This is a genomic window from Micromonospora sp. WMMC250 (assembly GCF_027460215.1).
In the GTDB taxonomy this organism is placed as follows: Bacteria; Actinomycetota; Actinomycetes; order Mycobacteriales; family Micromonosporaceae; genus Micromonospora; species Micromonospora taraxaci.
Genome location: NZ_JAPZBJ010000002.1, coordinates 7,269,777 through 7,287,548, shown reverse-complemented (window position 1 = coordinate 7,287,548; position 17,772 = coordinate 7,269,777). Strand labels below are relative to the sequence as shown.

Genomic DNA, 17,772 nt, shown 5'->3' with positions numbered 1-17,772 from the left:
GCACGGGTGCGGGCCGCCGGCGTGTCGACGTCGGCGGCCCGCGATATTTCGTCAGCGTGAGGCGGGTGCCTTGAGCATGGTGGTGGTCGTGGACTTGGCGGCGGCTGCGGCCAGGGAGCCGGCCTGACGGATGCGGTCCCACGTCGGGGTCCGGCGTGTCTCGGGGTCGAGGCCGTGGCGCAGGGCCTGCCGGTAAACGCCGTTGAGCATGGTGTCGTAATCGTGCGGGGTGCTCCGGTGACCTTCGACGTACTGGTGGAGGGCAGCGACGCCGACCTCGGCCACGGTGTGTCCGCAGCGGGCGATGGCGGCGAGCAGGTCGGTGTCGAACGCCAAGCTGTGGTCGGCGGTGAGGGGCAGTGCGGTGCGCAGGGCGGTGGCCGGGAAGGCTTTGAAGCCGGCCTGCGGGTCGGTGGCGTCGAGGTGCAGCAGGTCCCGAACGGCTCGTTGGTAAAGCCGGGTGGTGGGGGTCGGGCCGGTTGGCGGGTAGTAGCCGTGGGAGTCGGGGCGGCGGCGGGAACCGATGACGGCGCCGACGCCGGGTTGGTCAAGGGCAGCGACGTGAAGACCGAGTTGCTCCAAGGGGTAGGTGAGGTCGAGGTCGGTGTAGGCGAGGATGGTGCGGCCGGCGCCGGCGAGCTCAGTGAGGCCCCAGAGCACGGCGCCACCTTTTGCACTGGTGTCGTCGGGGCGTTGGACGACAGTCACGCGGATCTGCGGGTGGTCGACGTCGATCGCACGGGCGGCGCGGGCCGAGGCGCCGTCGGTGCTCTCGTCGACCAGGAGGAGGTCGGCGTGGGCGTCGGGACAGGCTTGCAGGAGCCAGCCCAGTTGAGCGACCTTGACGGTGAGCGCGTCGTCACAGTGCATGGCGGTGAGGCGGTGGGCTTCGGCGCGCATCGGCACGACGATGCCGAGGTCCGCGGGGACCGGCCGGGTCAGGAGTGCGGCTTTGGACCGGGCGGCCTTGACGGCGGCGATCAGGCCGTGCAGGTGTAGGTCCGCGGGGATGTTGTCGTGACGGTTCTTGGCGAGGCCGTTCACGAAGGCAATGAGGAGTTGGTCGTTGTAGTGCGGGAGAGGGCTGTGCGTCTGGTGGCCGGTGAGGTGGTCGGCAACCAGGTGCAGCAGCGCGCGGCCGGCGGGGTCGGCGGCCCAGTAGTGGTCGGGGGTGGGCGGGGTGTCGGGTGATCCCCAGGTGCTGCGAACGTGGTTGGCGAGCAGGTCATAGCCGGCCACAAGGGCGCGTTGAGTGTCGTCCCATCGAGCGCCCTCGTCGGTGAACTCGGCTGCCTGCCACGCCTGCTCCCAACCGCCCGACTGGGCTCCGGCGGCGCTCGCGGCGGCGGTGACGTGCTGCCAGCGGCGACGGACGGCAGGCCAGGCGCAGGCCGGGTCTTCTCCCGAGGCGAGGCTGTTTGCGGCGTTCTCGGCCACGGCGAGGGCTTGGCTGGCTTGCGCGGGGGTGTCGGCGGTGGCCGTGAGCGAGTCAAACCACAGCTCGGCGGCCAGCGTCAGTCCCGCGGTGTGGTCGGCGAGGTCACGGATCGTCTGTTCGCGCCGTGCGAGAAGCGCGGCGCGCACCTGCTGCTGGCGGGCGCGGTCGAGAGCGGTCGCGCCCGCCAAATCGAGGGGGGCCGTTGGGACGCGGCCGGCGCGGGCGTCGAGCAGCGCGAGCAGCCCGCTCTGGGCGGGACCGGGCAGGGTGCCCCCGTCCAAGATCGGCGCCAGTAGCTGTTCCAGGACAGCCGGGTCGGCTGCGGCGGCGGATGCGCGGAATCGTTCACTGTCGAGGTAGGCATCGTCGACCGATGCGGGCTGGTGGACGAGCGTTGCCATGGTGCGGGCGAATCGATGACATGCACCGGGTGAGCTGCTGTCGGGGAAGAGTCTGCCCCTCAGGGCACCGGTCGCCTGCTTAGCGTCGGGCCGGTGCGCCACGAGTAGCGCCAGTGAGGTAAGGGGTAGGTCCGTTCGCTCGTCGAGCGCACGGGCGATCCGATCGGCGGCCAGGGCGGCGGTGATCGACAGCAGCGCCCGCACGGTCGCGGGTTCGGGGTCAGCGGTCGTGGCCAGGAGCACGGCGAGGTCGACGTCCTCCTCGCCGTGGTGGCTAAGCAACGGGGACTCGGCCAGGGGCAGGAAGATCCGCTTAGGCGTGGGGCGTGCGGCGGCGGTCATCGGGTGATCCTTCCGGCGACGAGTTCGGCGGCCTGCCGGGCGGTGTGCACCGGGAAGAGCAGGTTCTGGCGCAGGAACGTTCGTTCGAACGGGCTCAGCTCGGCGTGAACGACGGTGGTGATGCCGGTGATGTCCACGCGCGCGTCAGGCCTGCCGATGCGTGCCAGGAGGTGCCGAACTGTTTCCTCGTCCGGCGGCTGGGCTGCCGCGCACACCTCGTGCTGGGCGGCGGGGCAGCGCAGGCGGCAGTTCGTGGTGGGCTGGTCGTAGTGGCCGTTGTAGTCGGGGATGTGGCTGCCGCGTTCCACCGCTCGACCGCACGAGGATCGTTTCAGGACCGCGGGGCGCCAGTCGGAGGCCACGTCGGCGTACACCTCGTCGAACGCGGCCATGATCCGCGCTTCGGTGCCGGCGGTGAGCAGCTTCTTGCCTGGGGTGAAGGACCCTGCCGGCAGGGGCAGCCCGTAGGACATGAAGGACTGGACGTGGTCGTCGGCGAACTTCAGCCCGCCGAGGACCACGGTGCGGGCGTCGGCGTCCTTGAAGGTCTGCCAGACGTGACGCAGGTGAGCGTCGTTGGTGTTGAGCCCTTCGGCGATCGGCCGGTAGTACGCCAGCACGTTGATCTTCTCGGAGTGCAGGATGCGGCGCAGGAACCGAAGCCTGCGCCCACGGTTTGGCGGCTCGATTGACTCGGGCATGGCGGCGTAGCAGACGTTGATGTCGAGGTCGACGTGGACGAGGGATTCCAGGCAGTCGATCTGCTCGTCAGAGAGGGTGTACTTCGTGATGCACGAGACGCGGTTGGTCAGGCCGAGCTCGTCGAGCAGCTGCAACGCACGCCAGGTCCGCGGCCACAGCTTCGGCAGGAACGCCTCGGAGGTGGACATGTGCAGGCCGATGGGCGTGTGGTGCGGGGTGAACCACGGGTGCGACAGCAGCCGCGCGACGACATCCTCGGGCTCGAGGAACCCGGTCGGCTCCCAGGAGCCGAGGTAGCCGTCGACGGTGTCGCCTTCGCGCCGGTAGCAGTAGGCGCACATCAAAGGGCAGCCGATGCCGAAGTCGGCGGACATGCCGCCCTTCATCTGCGAGATCATGTAGCTGGTGTTCAACCCATCGGGGCCGGCGGTGGCCTGGCTCGCGGCAATCTGCTCGACCGTGGCGATCGGCGCGAATCCGGCCGGGAGCACCGACTTGAGCGCGTGCGGCGCGTCCGGGGTACCGACGACGCCAGGCCAGGCGAAGGCGCAGCGGAGCGCGAATCCCAGGGTGTCGCTCTGGTCGGCGTCGAGGTGGTGGGTGCGGGTGAGCGCAGCGATCGTGCGGGCGGGTAGTTCCTGCAGCGGGATGCGGCGGCCGGTGGGCTCGTGCAGCAGCCGGCCCGCAACGACGTCAGCCAGGGCACGCTCCAGCGCCCCGGCGGCGAGTTCGCGCGCCGCGGTTACGACCGGGTAGGGGTCGGATAGGTCGAGGACGGCTTGCAGGTGGCGGGCGACCTCGGATCGGGCCGCACCGCTGCAGAGGGCTGGTGGTTCGGCGGCCGGTTGGTCGACGGTCGGTGGTCCGCTGAGGGTCGGTGTGCTGGTCGGACTGCTCACATCTGCTCCTTCTGTGATCCGGCGGTGGCGTCGAGGGGTTCGGGTTGGATCCATCCGTGTGGTGCACGGACGTTCAGGTGACGGCCGGCCTCGATGAGCGCAGCGAGATCGTCGGCGTCGAGGGCGATGCCGTCCTGGCGGGCCCGGTCGTGCTGGGACCAGGCGCGATCCCCGGGCATTCGGGCGCCCTGGTCGCGCACCGCCCGGGCGACGGCGGCAACGCCGGTCGCCAGCGACTGGGCGACGGCGAGGCGTCGAGGGTCGACCGCAACAACCAGCAGCCCGCGGCCGTCGTCTCCTGCCGGCAAGGGGGTACTCCCGGTCAGCGCGCCGACCAGCAGTTCCAGGACGATCGCCAAGGCTTGGCCGCGCTCGCCCACGGGCAACAGCGCCGCAGCGAGGTTCGGATCGCGGACCCGATGCCCGCTCGCGTCGAGGGCAACCCCGTTGGGCAACGTCTGGCCGTTGCGGGCCAGGTGGTGCAGGTGGCCCCAGGACATCGCGGCGGCTGCCAGGTCCACCAGCACGGGGCGCTGCGGGTCCGGACCTGGAACGGCGACCGCCAGTGCGCTGCTGCCCAGGACTGGCGTGCTAGTGCCTCCGTGCAGGGCCACGCTGCGTGCCGACGCCTGCGCGGCGGCCACGCCCACCAGGCCGCGGCGGGCCAGCTGCTCAGCGGGAATGCCGAGCGCGCCGACATGACCGGCCCGACGAACGGTCACGGCGGCGATGCCACACCGCCGCGCACGGAGCATCGCTGCGGCGACCGCAAAGCGGGCGGCTACCGGCCCCGGGGCCAGGTCGGCGTCCACGACCAGGACGGCTTCCTCGTCCTGCACGGTCCGAATCAGGGGACGCGGGTTCAGGTGCCCGGTGCGTAGCTTGTCCAGGTAGCCGGGTGCCAATCGGCTGCCGTGGCCGGGGATGCCACGAAGGTCGGCCTCCACGTGGGTATCGGCCATCACTCGCGTCCCGGCTCGGGTCATCCCGGCTGCCTCGTAGAGGCACTGCAGGAATTTGGCGAGCTGGCCGGCCGGAACCCTGGTCACCATGACGCACCGCAGACGGGTACGAGACCGTGGGCGCGGCCGTCGCCGAGCAGGATTCGGGCCACCGTCGCGACGGACGCCCAGTGCGGGCTGAACGCGGCCACCAACACCGGCGCGGGCGAACTGGCCAGGTCGTCCACGTCTCCGAATGCGACCTGAACGACCATCCGCCCGCGCTCAATCAGCCGAGCGGCTTCCTGGACAGCTCTACTCGGACCCGCCGTTGTGGTGCGGGTGTCGTAGCCGTACACGATCACGGGGCCGGCTGTCGGCACTGGGGCGCCGACCGGCACCTGCACCACACGGTGACGCGCGGCTAAAAGCGTGGGCAGATAGTCCGGCGTTGAGCGGGCACTGTCGGCCCGCCGCTGCCCCTCGTCAGGCACCCACACCAAGGCCAGCACCTTGCCGGGCGGCACGTCCAGCGGAAGGACCCGGTCTCCGCGCACCACCGCCACCGAACGGTCAGCGATCCGTTCCGCCGCGTGCCAGGCCGCCGCGTTCGCCGACGGCCAGTCCGGTCGGAGCGAGCTGGGCGTCAGCCCGTATCGCCGGTGCAGTGCCTGCACACGGTCCACGGCCTCGCTGATGCGCTGGCGGTCGATCACGCCCTGCTCGACCGCCGTCGCCAGCGCCTGCACCACCTCTGCGCGACGCCGAACCGCCGCCGTCCGTGCCGCCGCTGAGCTATGCCCCCGGGAAACCTCCGAGTCCAGCATCACGATGTCCACCCCGGCGACCACCGCGGCGACCGCCGCGCGGGCCGGACCGCCAAGCGGCTCGTGCACCGCAGGAATCGACAGGTTCTCGCTCACCACCACACCGCCGAAGCCCAGCTTGTCGCGCAACAGATCCAGCACGCGCGGCGATGCGAACGCCGGCTTGTTGTCCACGGCGAGCACGGTGTGGCTGCCGACCATCACGCACGCCACCTGCGCGTCGATCGCCGCTCGAAACGGCAGCAGCGCACCTGGACCGAGTCGGTCGACCACCGGCGCGACGTGGTGCGGGTCCCCACCAACCCCGCCCAGACCGGGAAAGTGCTTGGCGGTCGCCGCGACGCCGGCCCTCTGCAGCCCGCGTACGTACGCTGCCGCCAACAGCGCAACCCGTTGAGGATCGGAGCCGAAGGAGCGAGCGCCAACCGCAGCAGTCGCCGGCCACCCCGTGGTGTCGCACACGGGCGCCAAGTTCCAGGTCAACCCCACCGACCGGAGCTGCTCACCGATCGTCGCCCCAGCGAGCTCGGCCAGGTCCTCGTCCCCTGCTGCCCCGAGCGCCAGGTTTCCCGGCAACTGGGCCACGCCTGGCCAGTCCAGCGCGTTCAGCCGGCCGCCCTCCTGATTCACGCTCAGCAGCAGCGGCGGCCAACCGACCGAGTTCTCGCTCGCCGTCCGGGTGACCTGGCTCAACCGGGCCGGGCCTGAGACGATGGCTTTACTGATTCGGCCCGGCTCACTAGCGGCCTGCTCATGCAGTGACTGAGCGCAATCGTCGGGCCGTAGGGACATCCGGCCGGGGCGCACCAGCAGATCAATGTCAGCGGTGAGGACGGGATCGACTCCTACCGGCTGGCCGGAAAACAGACGTGGCATGACAGCTCTCCTTGCGACCGCAGGTCGACTGATGGGCATCAACTGCAGGACGGCCGGAGTGACAACCGATGCCTGGCCCTGCCCACACATCGACCTTTGTCGGTTTCGAGCGCCTGGGGCAGGCATCGAGACAGTGCCATCGGTGCCGCTCGCTTGGAACCTGGTGCGGATGGTGCGCTTCGCTCCCCGCCACTGACCGTGGCCGCTACTGTCAGGCCCGCGGCTGCACTACTCGCACCCGGAAGGGGATCCCACCGTGGAGGCCGAACCCACAACCTCCCGCGCCAATCGACGTCTGGCCGGCCTGCTCCGAGAGGCGCAATGGGGGCCCGAGGCCCTCGCCCGACGAATCAACTCGGCTCTGGTGGCCCGCGGCAGCACCCGCCGAGTCCACCCCAAGACCCCCTACAAATGGGTCTCAGACGGCGCGGTGCCGCACGGTGACATACCCGAACTCGTCGTCGAGGTACTTTCCGCCAAGCTCAGAAGCGACCTGATGTTCGAGGACGTCTGGGGGGTAACGGCCCCGCGTCCGCATCCAGCGCTGCCGGCGAACCACGCAATGGACCTACCCTGGGACAGCAACGGACTGCTCAGCCTCGTAGGAGGACCCGTGCCGACCCGTCGCACCATCATCGCTGTCACCGGCGCCGCGCTCACCGCCCACGCCTGGACCGCACTTCACCAGCCACACCCCGGCCTGATCGCGGCTGCCGGAAACGGCGGACCGGTCACCCCACCGCTACTCGACATGATCGACACCGTCGTCGCCCACGCACAGCAGCTCGACGACCACCAAGGCGGTGCCGCCCGCGGATTCGTCAGTGACCAGTTCACCGCGGTAGCCCGGCTCCTGCGCCGCGCGTCCTACAACGCGGAGGCCGGCCGCCGCCTCGCCGCCGCACTAGCGCAACTCGCCCAAACCGCGGGGTTCATGGCATTCGATGCCAACGAGGACGGCCTCGCCCAACGCTGGTACCTCACCGCTCTCCGCGCCGCGCACGCCGCTCGCGATCCCGGCCTCGCCGCAAGCATCCTGGCCCTCATGTCCAACCAAGCCGCCGACCGAGGCCACGCCCTCGACGCCCTGCAACTTGCCTCAGCAGCCCAAGAGTCGGCGGCAAAGGCTCCGCCCGCCGTCCGCTCGCTGGTAACCGCCCGCAGCAGCCTCGCCCACGCCGTCGCCGGCGACCTCACCAGCTTCTTCCACATGCGCGAGAACACCCTCGCACTCCTCGACACCGCCCCCGACGCCCCGCTTCCCCCATGGGCGTCATACATCGATCGGGTCGAACTGGACGCGATCACCGGCCGCGGCCTCGTCGTACTGGCAGAGCAGGTCCCGATTCAACGGCCAGGACTCCTTCGCCAAGCTGAACGGCTGCTCCACGCCCGCGCGCACACCAGTCCCACCGATTCCCCGCAACGCTCCGCACTACGCCACGGCGCCTGGCTCAGCCTCGCCCACCACGCCGCCGGTGACCTCGACCTCGCGGTCAGCACAGCCCGCCTCGCCCTTGGTCGCCTACCCGCCGTCAGCTCCGTGCGCAGCGTCGCACTGCTACACCGACTGCACGACGAACTCGCCCCCGCCGCACCGCGCTCACTAGCGGTCCGCGACATCCTCCGCGAACTTCGTGAGTTGCCGCGGACATCACCCACACGGTGATCATCTCGGAGGGTCGTGCATGTCTCCTGCCCGCGGCATCACCGGTGGACACTCTTCGGGCCCATAGCCGGCGCGGTAGCGCCATCAGATGTTGCCGAAACCAATCAAGGTTGCGGGTGTTGGAGTTGGTGTCGGGATGTGCCGACATTGTCGGTGCGCGGCGCTGCGGGCGTGTCGGCTACCTGGAGTTCTACGGTGCCCGCATGCCCTCCGCCCCCCAGGAAATTCACCGCTGGTCCGCCGCGTCGGCGAGTACCTCCAGGCGCGAGCCGACGGGTCGACCCGCCAGGCGTACCGGTCTCCTGATCTCGACCTTCCGCATCCCAGCATGGGGCCAATGCTGGTCGCGGTCGGCCCGGTTGCTCACCTGATATTCGTTCGAGGGAGGAGATGTCCTCGTGGCACCAGAACGCAGGACGACCGAGACGTTGGCGGCGCAGGACGCTCGCCGGCAGCTGGTCGATCAGCTGCGCAGTCAGGGTTGGATTACCCGACCGGAGGTGGCGGCAGCGTTCACCGCGGTGCCGCGGCACCTGTTCGCTCCGGCCGGTACCAGCATCGAGAGCGCGTATGCGAATGATGTTGTCGTCACCCGACGCGGCTCGGACGGAAGGGCGACCAGTTCGATTTCCGCGCCGTGGTTGCAGGCGTACATGGTGGAGACCGCCGGGCTGAGGCCCGGAGCCCGGGTTCTTGAGATCGGCTCGGGAGGGTGCAACGCGGCGCTGATCGCCGAGGTCGTCGGCCCGGCCGGAGCGGTCGTCAGCATCGACATCGACGGGCAGGTCGTCACCCATGCGCAACGGGCGCTGGCACGGGCCGGCTACCCGCAGGTCCAGGTGGTCCACGCCGATGGCGCACACGGCCATCCTGCTGTTGGATTGTGGGACGCAGTGCTCGTCACGGTCGAGGCCAGTGACCTCCCACCCGCATGGACCGACCAACTCGCACCAGCCGGCAGACTGGTGGTGCCTCTGCGGATGCGCGGCAACACTCGCTGCCTCACCCTGCAGTCCGCAGGTGACCACCTGGCCGCGACAGCGTCCGTGCAGTGCGGCTTCGTCGCGATGCAAGGCCACGGCCGGAACTCGGCCCGCCGGGTGCCGCTGCGTGGCGACGACGCTGTTCTCACCCTGGATGACGACACCACCACCACCGACGCCGAGGCCCTCCGCGCTGCTCTTGATGGGCCACGGCTTGAGGTGTCCTCCCCGGTGACCCTGGACGACACGAACATGGACATCATCGAGAGCCTGCACCTGTGGCTGGCCAGTCAACCTCGCCCTTACGGCGTACTCAGAGTCGACCGGGACCGCACCGCCGGCCTGCTGGATCCACAGGACCGCTTCTTCTGCCCCACCCTGCTCACCCGTGACAGCCTCGCCTACCTGACCATGCGCCGCCACGACACCACGACGTGGCAGCTCGGCGGGCACGGCTTCGGTCCGCACGCCACCAGACTGACCAGCGATTTGATGGAACTGATAGCGGCATGGGATCAGCAGTTCCGGGCCGGCGCCGGCCCGGACATCACCGTGCATCCGGCCGGCACGCGACTGCCCGACACTGACCGGTTGCGGCTGCTCGTGCCCCGCCGCCACACGCTGACCGCGATCACCTGGCCGGAGACAGACCGATGAGCAACACCGAGTTGCCGATCTTGATCTGCCTTCGGGGGAACTCCGGCTCCGGCAAGAGCACCATTGCCCGTGAGTTGCGGTATCGGCACGGCCGCGGCTGCGCCCTCGTCGGCCAAGATCATATTAGACGGATCCTTCTGCGGGAACGGGACAGGCCAGGTGGTCTCGCGCCCACCCTCATGGCGCAGAACGTCCGCTTCTGTCTTGATCACGGCTACCACGTGGTCCTGGAAGGAATCATGCATACCGCCCGGTACCGGAGCATGCTCACCGAGCTGCGCGACGCGCACCGCGGGCGAACGCTCTTCGTCTACCTTGACGTGTCGCTGCCAGAAACCCTGCGACGCCACGAAACGCGTCCCATGGCGGCGGAGGTATCGCCGGACCACCTGCGCAGCTGGTACACCCCGCGCGACGTGCTCGGCTGGCCCGACGAACTCGTCCTGCCTGAGACCACCACCCTGGAGCAAGCGATCGAACGCATCGCCACCGCCGCCGGCCTGCCGTTGACCGGCCGCAACGACGACCTGCTCCCCGTCGTCCCATGACCGCACCACCCAGAGCAACCCCAGACCATGCCGGTCTTGGGGCGGCCGGGGCGGATGACGTGTTTGCGGCGCTGGTCGCCCGTGCCGCTGCCGCAGGGGTGGGCACCGGTCGGGTGGGTGCACCGCACTGACAAGGCCGTCGTCGCCACCGGCCGCCGCGACGGCCAACCGGTGATCGTGAAGCTGTTGACCACCGACGACCCGTACTGGGCAGGCCGGCGCCAACACGAACTGCGCACGTACGAGCTGTTTACCAATCAGCCGCCCCCCGTGCGCGTGCCGAAGGTCCTGTACGCCGACGCCCACCTCACCGTCCTGACCCATCTACCCGGGCAGCGCCTGGACGACCAACGCCACCTCACTCGCGACGTCAGCCCGGCCACCGCACAGGTGGTCCTGGACACCCTCGACACCCTCGCCGCCTGGAAGCCGACACCGCCACTGCCGCAACCGATCGACTACCACGGCCGGGTCGAAGCCGAACACGCCGCCGGCTTCCTCGACGACGCCAACCAGTACGCCCTCCACACCCTCGTCGGCCAGCTCGGCCCGGACCGGGTCACCGCACACGGCGACCCCTACCCGCGAACCTGCTCCTCGACCACGAGCACTGCGCTCTCATCGACTTCGAGCAGCAGCTACCTACCCGGCTACGACCTCGCACTGCTGCACAACGTCGGCGCCACGGCCAGCCCGACCTTCACTGCCGCGATCGCCGAACGTATGCACGACGCCGGCATCGCCACCGCCTACTACGTCAACCTGCTCCTGCTGACCTGCCGCGAGATCCGCCTGCACACCGTGCTGCCAGGAAGTGACTCGACCACGTCCCGGATAGCGTACCTGCGACAGCTGCTGAATCGGGCACGCCGCGACGTTCAGGCACTGATGCGATGGGCTTGAACCGGACAACCGCCGGCGCACCGGTCCAGCGCGGCCTCGCGGACGGCTGGTATTTACCGTCGCCGGGCGAATTGACCGTCGTCCGGGATGGACAACCACACCGGCCTCTAGAACTGGGACGACGACGACCAGCGCCCGCTGGTCGCCTCTCGACGGAGGAGGATCATGGTCCCGTACAGGAACGGCTCCCGGGCCTTGGCGCTGCTGTGCGCTCTACTCTCTGGCTTCGCTCTCACCGGAACACCTGCGGCGGCAGCGTCTCCCGCTACCGGGGCAGGTCAGGAGCGTACGGTCGCTGCAACCCTTCGCTATCAGGTCGTGGACGCGGACAACGATCCCTACTCCGGGATCTACCTCCGCAACTTCGCCTGGATGAGCGCGGTCGACCGCGTCTACTACCGGTTCGTCTACTACGGCACCACAGTCGAGTTGATCTGTGGTGACTGGGGCGAGGCCGTGGGGCCCTACGCCAACCGCCGGTGGCATCTCGTCACGCCGTTGGACGGCCCCGCCAAGGGGCAGGTCGGCTACATCGCCGATCGATACCTCAACACCCCCAACTCGGCCAACCAGCCCACGCCGGGCGAACCGGAGTGCTGGCAGGACTGATACCTGCTCCCAGCAGGCCCCCGGTGGTGCGGCCCCGGTCGTATCACCGGGGGACTGTCGGACTTACAGGATCGGCACTCGTGACACCCACCCGACAGACACTGTCGCCCGTCCAGCCACACCTTGTAATCTGGTGATGCCGCCGTGTGACTGAGGCCAGCAACGTTGCGGGGCTTCGATCCGGAGTGTCCTGGGAGCCACCATGCCGCGCCCTGAGCGTCCTATAGACGCCGACGCTGGCCCTGTCCAGGCGTTCGCGCAGGCACTCCGCGATCTTCGAGGCTCCGCGGGCAACCCGAAGTACTTGCAGATGGCTCGCTCCACAGGTCGATCCCGCACAGCCCTCACGGAGGCCGCTGGCGGCGACCATCTGCCGAGTTGGGAGACAGTAGAGGCATTCGTGAGCCACTGCGACGGCGACCTGCTCGCGTGGCGGATGCGATGGGAGATGGTTCGCGAACAGATCAAACCCGCTGGTCCACCGCAGCCTTCGCCCACACCGGCGAAGCCGATGCCACGGAATCCCAACCGCCACCCTCGCTGGATAACCGCCGCCCTCGCCGGCTTGTGCGCCGTTGTGGTCGGCTACTGGATAGGACGGCGTGACGGTGAGCCGGCTGAGCGAGGGCTGGAAGGTACCTCGTCAGTCGTCACCGTGCAGAACAAAGTCGCCATTGGCCCCACCGAACTGGCCGAAGACACCACACCCTCCTATCTGTCGACCAAGCCGGTGGCTCGCTGCGCAAAGCGCGGGTGCATGGTCGCCGGCACCGAGGTATGGAGTGGAGCAAAGCTCGTGGCCCGCTGCTGGAAACGCGGCGAAGCCGTTACCAACCGCGACCTGACCAGCGCCGGGATCGACCAGAACCCGGCCGGCGTCAGATCCGATCTCTGGTACGAGATCGTGCTGCACGACGGGAGGGCTGGCTATCTCGCTGAGGTGTACATCGCCCCTTCCCAACGTGGTGGCATGGGCCTGCCGGAATGCTCCCAGCAGGGGGCGACCATCTGATCGATGGGGAACGAGCCCAGCATTGTGTTGACGTGGTTCTACGTACGCTGGCGGGGTGGAAGGCACCGGCCCATCTACAAATGGGCGCGCCGGCGCCTGACCTCGCCGCCTGCCCAACTCACCGTGCTGCAAGAGGTGCAACTTGACTCCCGGCGGCATCGATTCCTAGGGCGGCGTGCCACCTTGCTGTTCGCGCCACCGCCCTGCCGAGTGGGCGCGCAAGAGACGATCGACCATCGCTGCTGCCTCGTCTTTCGAGTCGTACGTCAAGCGCAGCATCTGCCCGGTTTCACTGTCTCCGGTACGAGCTACCACCTTCCATCGCGTCTGACGGATCAACCAGACATCGCGCCGAGTCAGGCGTCCCCAGTGGGGTCGCGCCGAAGCGCCGTGCCGGACTTTCGTCTGGTCCGTTTCTTCGGCCCGCCCTCCGAACCGGACGTGCAACTCTCGCTGCATCCGGCTCTCCACGGACTCACGTCGGCTGGGTCAGACGACGCGTCGGTGGCGTCCAGGGGTTGGGGATCACGCTGCGGCGTCGGTACCGAGCAACGGTGACCGAGGCCGGGTTGAACAGGGTGAGCTGTCCGTCGGTGATCGTCCATCCGCCGGCCATGAAGCGCCGTCGGAGGTGCTTCCACGTCAGGCCCTTGTGTCGTTTGCGGATCCAGATAGCTGTTCGGCGCCAGGTGAAGGCACCGAGGTAGCTGAAGGTCCGCTTCGACACGCCGTGCTTGAAGTAGTTGCTCCACCCGCGTAGTACGCCGTTGACGCGTTCCAGCAGGGCGGTCAGGTCGGCTTGTGCTGAGCTGTGAGTGAGCGCGCGGACTTTGTCCTTGATCGCGGTGACCGCTTTCTTGGACGGGTACGTGTACACGCATCGCCTACCCGTGCCTCGTTTCTGGTGCCGCTGGATGCGGAACCCGAGGAAGTCGAAGCCCTCGTCGATGTGGGCCACCGTGGTTTTCGGCGGAGACAGGCGCAGGCCCATCCCGGCGAGTACCACGGCCACCTCGTCGCGTAGCTGTTCGGCGTCATGCCGGTCGCCGTGCACGAGGATGACGAAGTCGTCTGCGTATCGGACGAGCCGTCAGTTTGGCTGGCCGTGCCGGCGACGTTTGGCCCGCAGACCTTTCGTTGACATCGCCGTCTGCCACATGTGCTGGGCGAAGTCGTCCAGCACGGACAGGGCGATGTTGGCCAACAGCGGAGACAGGATGCCCCCTTGCGGAGTGCCGGTGTGCGTGTCCTCGCGGGAGCCGGCTTCCGTGAGGATCCCGGCCTTGAGGAACGCTTTCACCAGGCTCAGAACGCGCTTGTCCCCGATGCGCCGACGCATCCGCGCCGTCAGCGCGGCGTGGTCGATCGAGTCGAAGCACGCCTCGATGTCCGCCTCCAAGATCCATTCGTATGACTTGGATGTCAGAAGGTGGATGTCGGCGATCGCGTCCTGGGCGCGTCGGCGAGGCCGGAAACCGAACGAGCACGGATGGAAGTCCGCCTCGAAGATCGGCTCCAGCACCAGCTTCAGCGACGCCTGCACGACCCGGTCCGCGACGGTCGGGATCCCCAACCGGCGCTTCTTGAGGCTGCCCGGCTTGGGGATCATGCGCTCCCGCACCGGAAGTGGCCGGAACTGTCCCGACCGCACCGCCTCCCGGATCATGCCCATGAAGGGTTCCGCACCGACCAGCGCCTGAAGGTGATGGGCGGTCAAGCCGTCCACACCAGCGCTGCGCGAGCCGGTGTTGCTCCGCACCCGATCCCACGCCACCATCAGGAACGCGGGATCAGTGACAAGGTTGAACAGATCATCAAACCGACGAGAACCATCCTCGCCTGCCCATCGATGCAGTTTGGTCTGAATCTCCAGTACCCGCCGCCACGCCTCGTCGAGACTTGGCCACGGCGCGCCGGTATTCACCAGCGACCTCCTGGCATGACAATCCCTCCCTGCGAGCCCGCTGCCCGCCTTCGCCATGGACGGCTTTCCCGCCCTCGGACTACTACGCGGACTCCGCCCCATCGGGATGCCCCGGCAGGACAACGCGCCCTCCCATCTCCGCCACGCTGGCCGCGTCACGGCGGGTCCGCACCCGACGGTTCCCACGTTCACTACCGATCGATCGACGGAGGAGGTGCCCGACTTTGCCCCTGCGGCCTGCTACGGGTACGCCGTAGACCTTCCCCGCAGCCACCACGGACAGCGAGACTGTCGCCGCCGTGATGCCCACCCGAACAGCATCAGCCCGGGTAGTTCGTCCGCGATCCCGGCCCATATCCACCAGATTCGAGCCGGTGGTGGAATTAAGAGGCTTTACACGTCGGTTCCTCACGTACACCTTTCCGTCTCGCTTGCCGAACCTGGGCCGTCTGGCAGTGCCAACCCATCCCGGCGTTGTCGAGGCTGCTTCCCACCCTCCCGCGCGTTCCCACGGTCAGGCTGCCTCCAGCTTCACGCCCACTGCTACGACAGCGAGCGGGTGAAGGTCTCCCACCTCCACTCGATCAATAGCGCCTCGTGGCGCACGACGCCGTTCCACCACCGCCTCACTACCTCCTCCGCCACCACCGGATCGTACATGCGTTCGATGGCCGGACTTCAGATGAGCGGTTGGATGGCGTCGGCCTCGCCGATTGCCCGTTTTGCCGGTAAGGCCCGGCCGGCTCGACCGGTACCGAAGGGTGACTCAGCACTGAGCCGGGCAAGAACGCCAGCGTATTCGGTCAGCCGGCGGTGACGTGCGAGCACGTGCTGCGGGGTCGGTAGCCGGGCGCGTCTTGGCCGGTAGCGGGCCACAAACACGCGGGACTTCCGGCAGGCTGCCCAAGAGTGCGCCAGGCCAAGCCGGGATGCTCGGTCGGCAGAGCCTGTAATCGACCTCGAACACCAAGTCGTTCCCCGGCCTGCAATTCCCCGCCTGCTTAGGCAGGTCAGGCTGCCATCAGTCGGCGCCGATAGAGCGGCGCTGCTCGCACGGGGGAACGAGCAGCGCCGTCCCATCGACGATACTTCACCCCCCGAATCACCGCTGCCCTCCAACGAAGCGACCGGTCCCATGCGAAGACGCCCCGACAGCCCCACACTCGGGCTCCCATGGCGGCCAACTAGGCATGTCGTCGAACCTCTAGCGTGCGTTACGCCAACCGGACTCCGGCAGAGTGGCCGGGTGGAACCGGGCTCCGACGAGTGGCCGCGTCTCGGTTGGCGCTGGTCATCCGCTTCCTGAGCCGCCTCCTGTCCGGTCGTCCTTCCCATGACGGTCGTCGGCCGACTGCTACCATCGAAACCTCTTCGGCCCCACACCGCATTCGCGGCGTGGGGTTGGGAACGTTGGTTGTTTCACGCGGCCGGGGGGTTGCCACTTCGTTCGTTCGCGGACGTTGTTCCCCCGGTCGTTCCAGCCGCTGGCCACTCGCGGGCAGGAACAGACATGGAGATCCGCTACATCGGTGGCCGCCCACACACCGACATTGCTGGCGCAGCCGAGCTGACCCGGCGGTCCGAGGCGACCGTCCGACTCAAGACATCACCGAAGCAGCGAGAGCAGGGTTCCGGCTGGCCAGCGCCGGTTAAGCAGGACAAGAAGTCATGGTTTCCCGTCGACGAGCTGGAAAACGTCCGGGACATCCTCCTGCCGCGAATCGTCGAGGCGGGTCAAGCACGTGTTCACTGCGTCGACCTCGTCGGCGATCCAGAGGCACTGATCTCCGCGACCGAGTTTTGGAAGATTCTCGGCATCAGCCAAGGGACATGGGACTACTACGTCGGCCTTAGCAGGGCGGCGTGGGACCGCGGCGAGGATGGCTACCTTCCCCGGTTTGACGTCGAAGAGCCGGCCCCTGCACGGGGAATGATCCGATACTGGAAACGCCACCGAGTGCAGGCGTGGATCAACAGTAGGGCGGGGAAGGTTCAGCGCCCCGAGGGGTGCGAAGTAAGCCAGTCCCCTGGGCAGCAATCGGCGACGTCCGCCCCTACTTCCCGCCACTAGCCCCGAACGCAGCTCTCGTCGTCGCTGCGGCTGGAATCGGCCTCCGGCCGATGGCCTCCCGCCGGGTCAGCGTCCCGCCGCTGAACCGCGGCGCCTCGCCGGCGAGGCAGGCTCCGGGATGAATCAGAGCAGCGCCGATTCTTCCCGGCGGCCTGCCCCAAGGGGCACCATGTTCGGGGGTGAGCCGCAAGCCCACACCCCAGGCTTGCCCCTCACCCCCGAACATGGTGGATCGCAGACCAGGCCGCCGGGAAGAATCTTCAACATCGCGCACGGATGCGCGAAAAGCGCCCCAAGGCACCCGCAGGAATAACGCAGGCCATGGCAGTCATGTATCATTAAATAAATCGGCCATGGCGACCCGTCGCGCCGAATTCGCCCATTAGAAAGGCGACCCATGCCGCTCCTGCACGTCCAGTTTCCACGTCGCCAGCCCGAGGCGCACCGCACCGACTGCAGCAAACCCCGCACTAAGCGCTATCGGCGAGCAGGCATCATTCAGGACACCTATGCCGTCGCCACACGCCGTGACCTCATCCTCGCACTTCACCCCGAGACAGAGCCCACCGACTGGCAGCAGCACCTCGACTCCATTGACCTCACCTGCTGGTGCATGTGGGCCGTACGAAGCGAGCCCTACACGAAAGCCCAGTTGATGACGCTGGGGCGTCACCACCTCCACAACAGCCTGTCTGACGTGCTACGCAGCCTCGACCTCAGCCAGATGCGCAACGGCGCGCTGGCGGAGCTAGCCGCAGATGCCAACGACACCAGGGTCATCGAAGCTCTTGAGTCTGTCCATGCGGCAACCGCCACCCTGCGGCAGGCGCAGATGCAACTCCTCCCAGACCTCTCACGAGCCGTCGCATCGCCCGCCGCTGAATCGACGAAGAGCGATGCCCGAGCCACCCAAAAGACCCTTCGGGAAAACGGTTCGGACTAGACGCAGGAGGACCTAGTCATGTATCAT

At 68.4% G+C, this 17,772-nt stretch carries 13 protein-coding genes and 1 pseudogene; 8 read left to right on the top strand and 6 right to left on the bottom strand.

The annotated features are described in order from the left end of the window. Positions 1–51: 51 nt before the first annotated feature. From O3438_RS33125 to O3438_RS33110, 4 genes are read right to left on the bottom strand one after another with little or no spacing between them, the layout of a single operon-like run. Positions 52–2,181 carry a glycosyltransferase gene (locus O3438_RS33125; RefSeq protein WP_269683395.1) on the bottom strand — a complete coding sequence of 710 codons (2,130 nt, stop codon included), beginning with the start codon at positions 2,179–2,181 and terminating at the stop codon, positions 52–54. Further along, the gene (locus O3438_RS33120; protein WP_269683394.1) at positions 2,178–3,782 is read right to left on the bottom strand and encodes a hypothetical protein; all 1,605 of its coding nucleotides are present in this window, start codon (positions 3,780–3,782) and stop codon (positions 2,178–2,180) included. The genes O3438_RS33125 and O3438_RS33120 overlap by 4 nt, the downstream gene beginning before the upstream one ends. Further along, a complete protein-coding gene (locus O3438_RS33115; RefSeq protein WP_269683393.1) occupies positions 3,779–4,831 on the bottom strand; it encodes an Ldh family oxidoreductase in 1,053 nt (350 codons plus the stop codon). Before O3438_RS33115 ends, O3438_RS33120 begins: the two co-directional genes overlap by 4 nt. Then, positions 4,828–6,426: a glycoside hydrolase family 3 N-terminal domain-containing protein gene (locus O3438_RS33110; RefSeq protein ID WP_269683392.1), complete on the bottom strand. Its 1,599-nt coding sequence runs from the start codon at positions 6,424–6,426 to the stop codon at positions 4,828–4,830. Before O3438_RS33110 ends, O3438_RS33115 begins: the two co-directional genes overlap by 4 nt. Positions 6,427–7,039: 613 nt before the next feature. Here O3438_RS33110 and O3438_RS33105 point away from each other — a divergent pair. The 6 genes from O3438_RS33105 (at position 7,040) to O3438_RS33080 (ending at position 12,807) form a co-directional block, all read left to right on the top strand. Continuing rightward, complete coding sequence (locus O3438_RS33105) at positions 7,040–8,095, top strand: hypothetical protein (RefSeq protein ID WP_269683391.1); 1,056 nt, start codon at positions 7,040–7,042, stop codon at positions 8,093–8,095. 398 nt (positions 8,096–8,493) lie between these two features. Beyond that, positions 8,494–9,735, top strand: a complete 1,242-nt coding sequence (fxlM, locus tag O3438_RS33100; RefSeq protein WP_269683390.1) for a methyltransferase, FxLD system — start codon at positions 8,494–8,496, stop codon at positions 9,733–9,735. Beyond that, a complete protein-coding gene (locus O3438_RS33095) occupies positions 9,732–10,283 on the top strand; it encodes a kinase (RefSeq protein WP_269683389.1) in 552 nt (183 codons plus the stop codon). Before fxlM ends, O3438_RS33095 begins: the two co-directional genes overlap by 4 nt. A gap of 117 nt (positions 10,284–10,400) precedes the next feature. Continuing rightward, entirely contained in the window at positions 10,401–11,186 is a 786-nt protein-coding gene (locus O3438_RS33090) for a hypothetical protein (RefSeq protein ID WP_269683388.1), read from the top strand. A gap of 318 nt (positions 11,187–11,504) precedes the next feature. Then, positions 11,505–11,795 carry a hypothetical protein gene (locus O3438_RS33085; RefSeq protein ID WP_269683387.1) on the top strand — a complete coding sequence of 97 codons (291 nt, stop codon included), beginning with the start codon at positions 11,505–11,507 and terminating at the stop codon, positions 11,793–11,795. 655 nt (positions 11,796–12,450) lie between these two features. Beyond that, the gene (locus O3438_RS33080; protein WP_269683386.1) at positions 12,451–12,807 is read left to right on the top strand and encodes a hypothetical protein; all 357 of its coding nucleotides are present in this window, start codon (positions 12,451–12,453) and stop codon (positions 12,805–12,807) included. Between the two features lie 475 nt (positions 12,808–13,282). Here O3438_RS33080 and O3438_RS33075 read toward each other — a convergent pair whose 3' ends face one another. Beyond that, positions 13,283–13,684, bottom strand: coding sequence for a group II intron maturase-specific domain-containing protein (locus O3438_RS33075; protein WP_269683841.1), 402 nt, complete (start codon positions 13,682–13,684; stop codon positions 13,283–13,285). A gap of 48 nt (positions 13,685–13,732) precedes the next feature. Continuing rightward, a pseudogene (locus O3438_RS33070) lies at positions 13,733–14,416 on the bottom strand (reverse transcriptase domain-containing protein); the annotation flags it as partial. 1,825 nt (positions 14,417–16,241) lie between these two features. Here O3438_RS33070 and O3438_RS33065 point away from each other — a divergent pair. Continuing rightward, a complete protein-coding gene (locus O3438_RS33065; RefSeq protein ID WP_269683385.1) occupies positions 16,242–16,802 on the top strand; it encodes a hypothetical protein in 561 nt (186 codons plus the stop codon). A gap of 397 nt (positions 16,803–17,199) precedes the next feature. Then, positions 17,200–17,745 (top strand): hypothetical protein, encoded by a 546-nt coding sequence (locus tag O3438_RS33060; RefSeq protein WP_269683384.1) that lies wholly within the window; start codon positions 17,200–17,202, stop codon positions 17,743–17,745. The last annotated feature ends 27 nt before the right edge of the window (positions 17,746–17,772 follow it).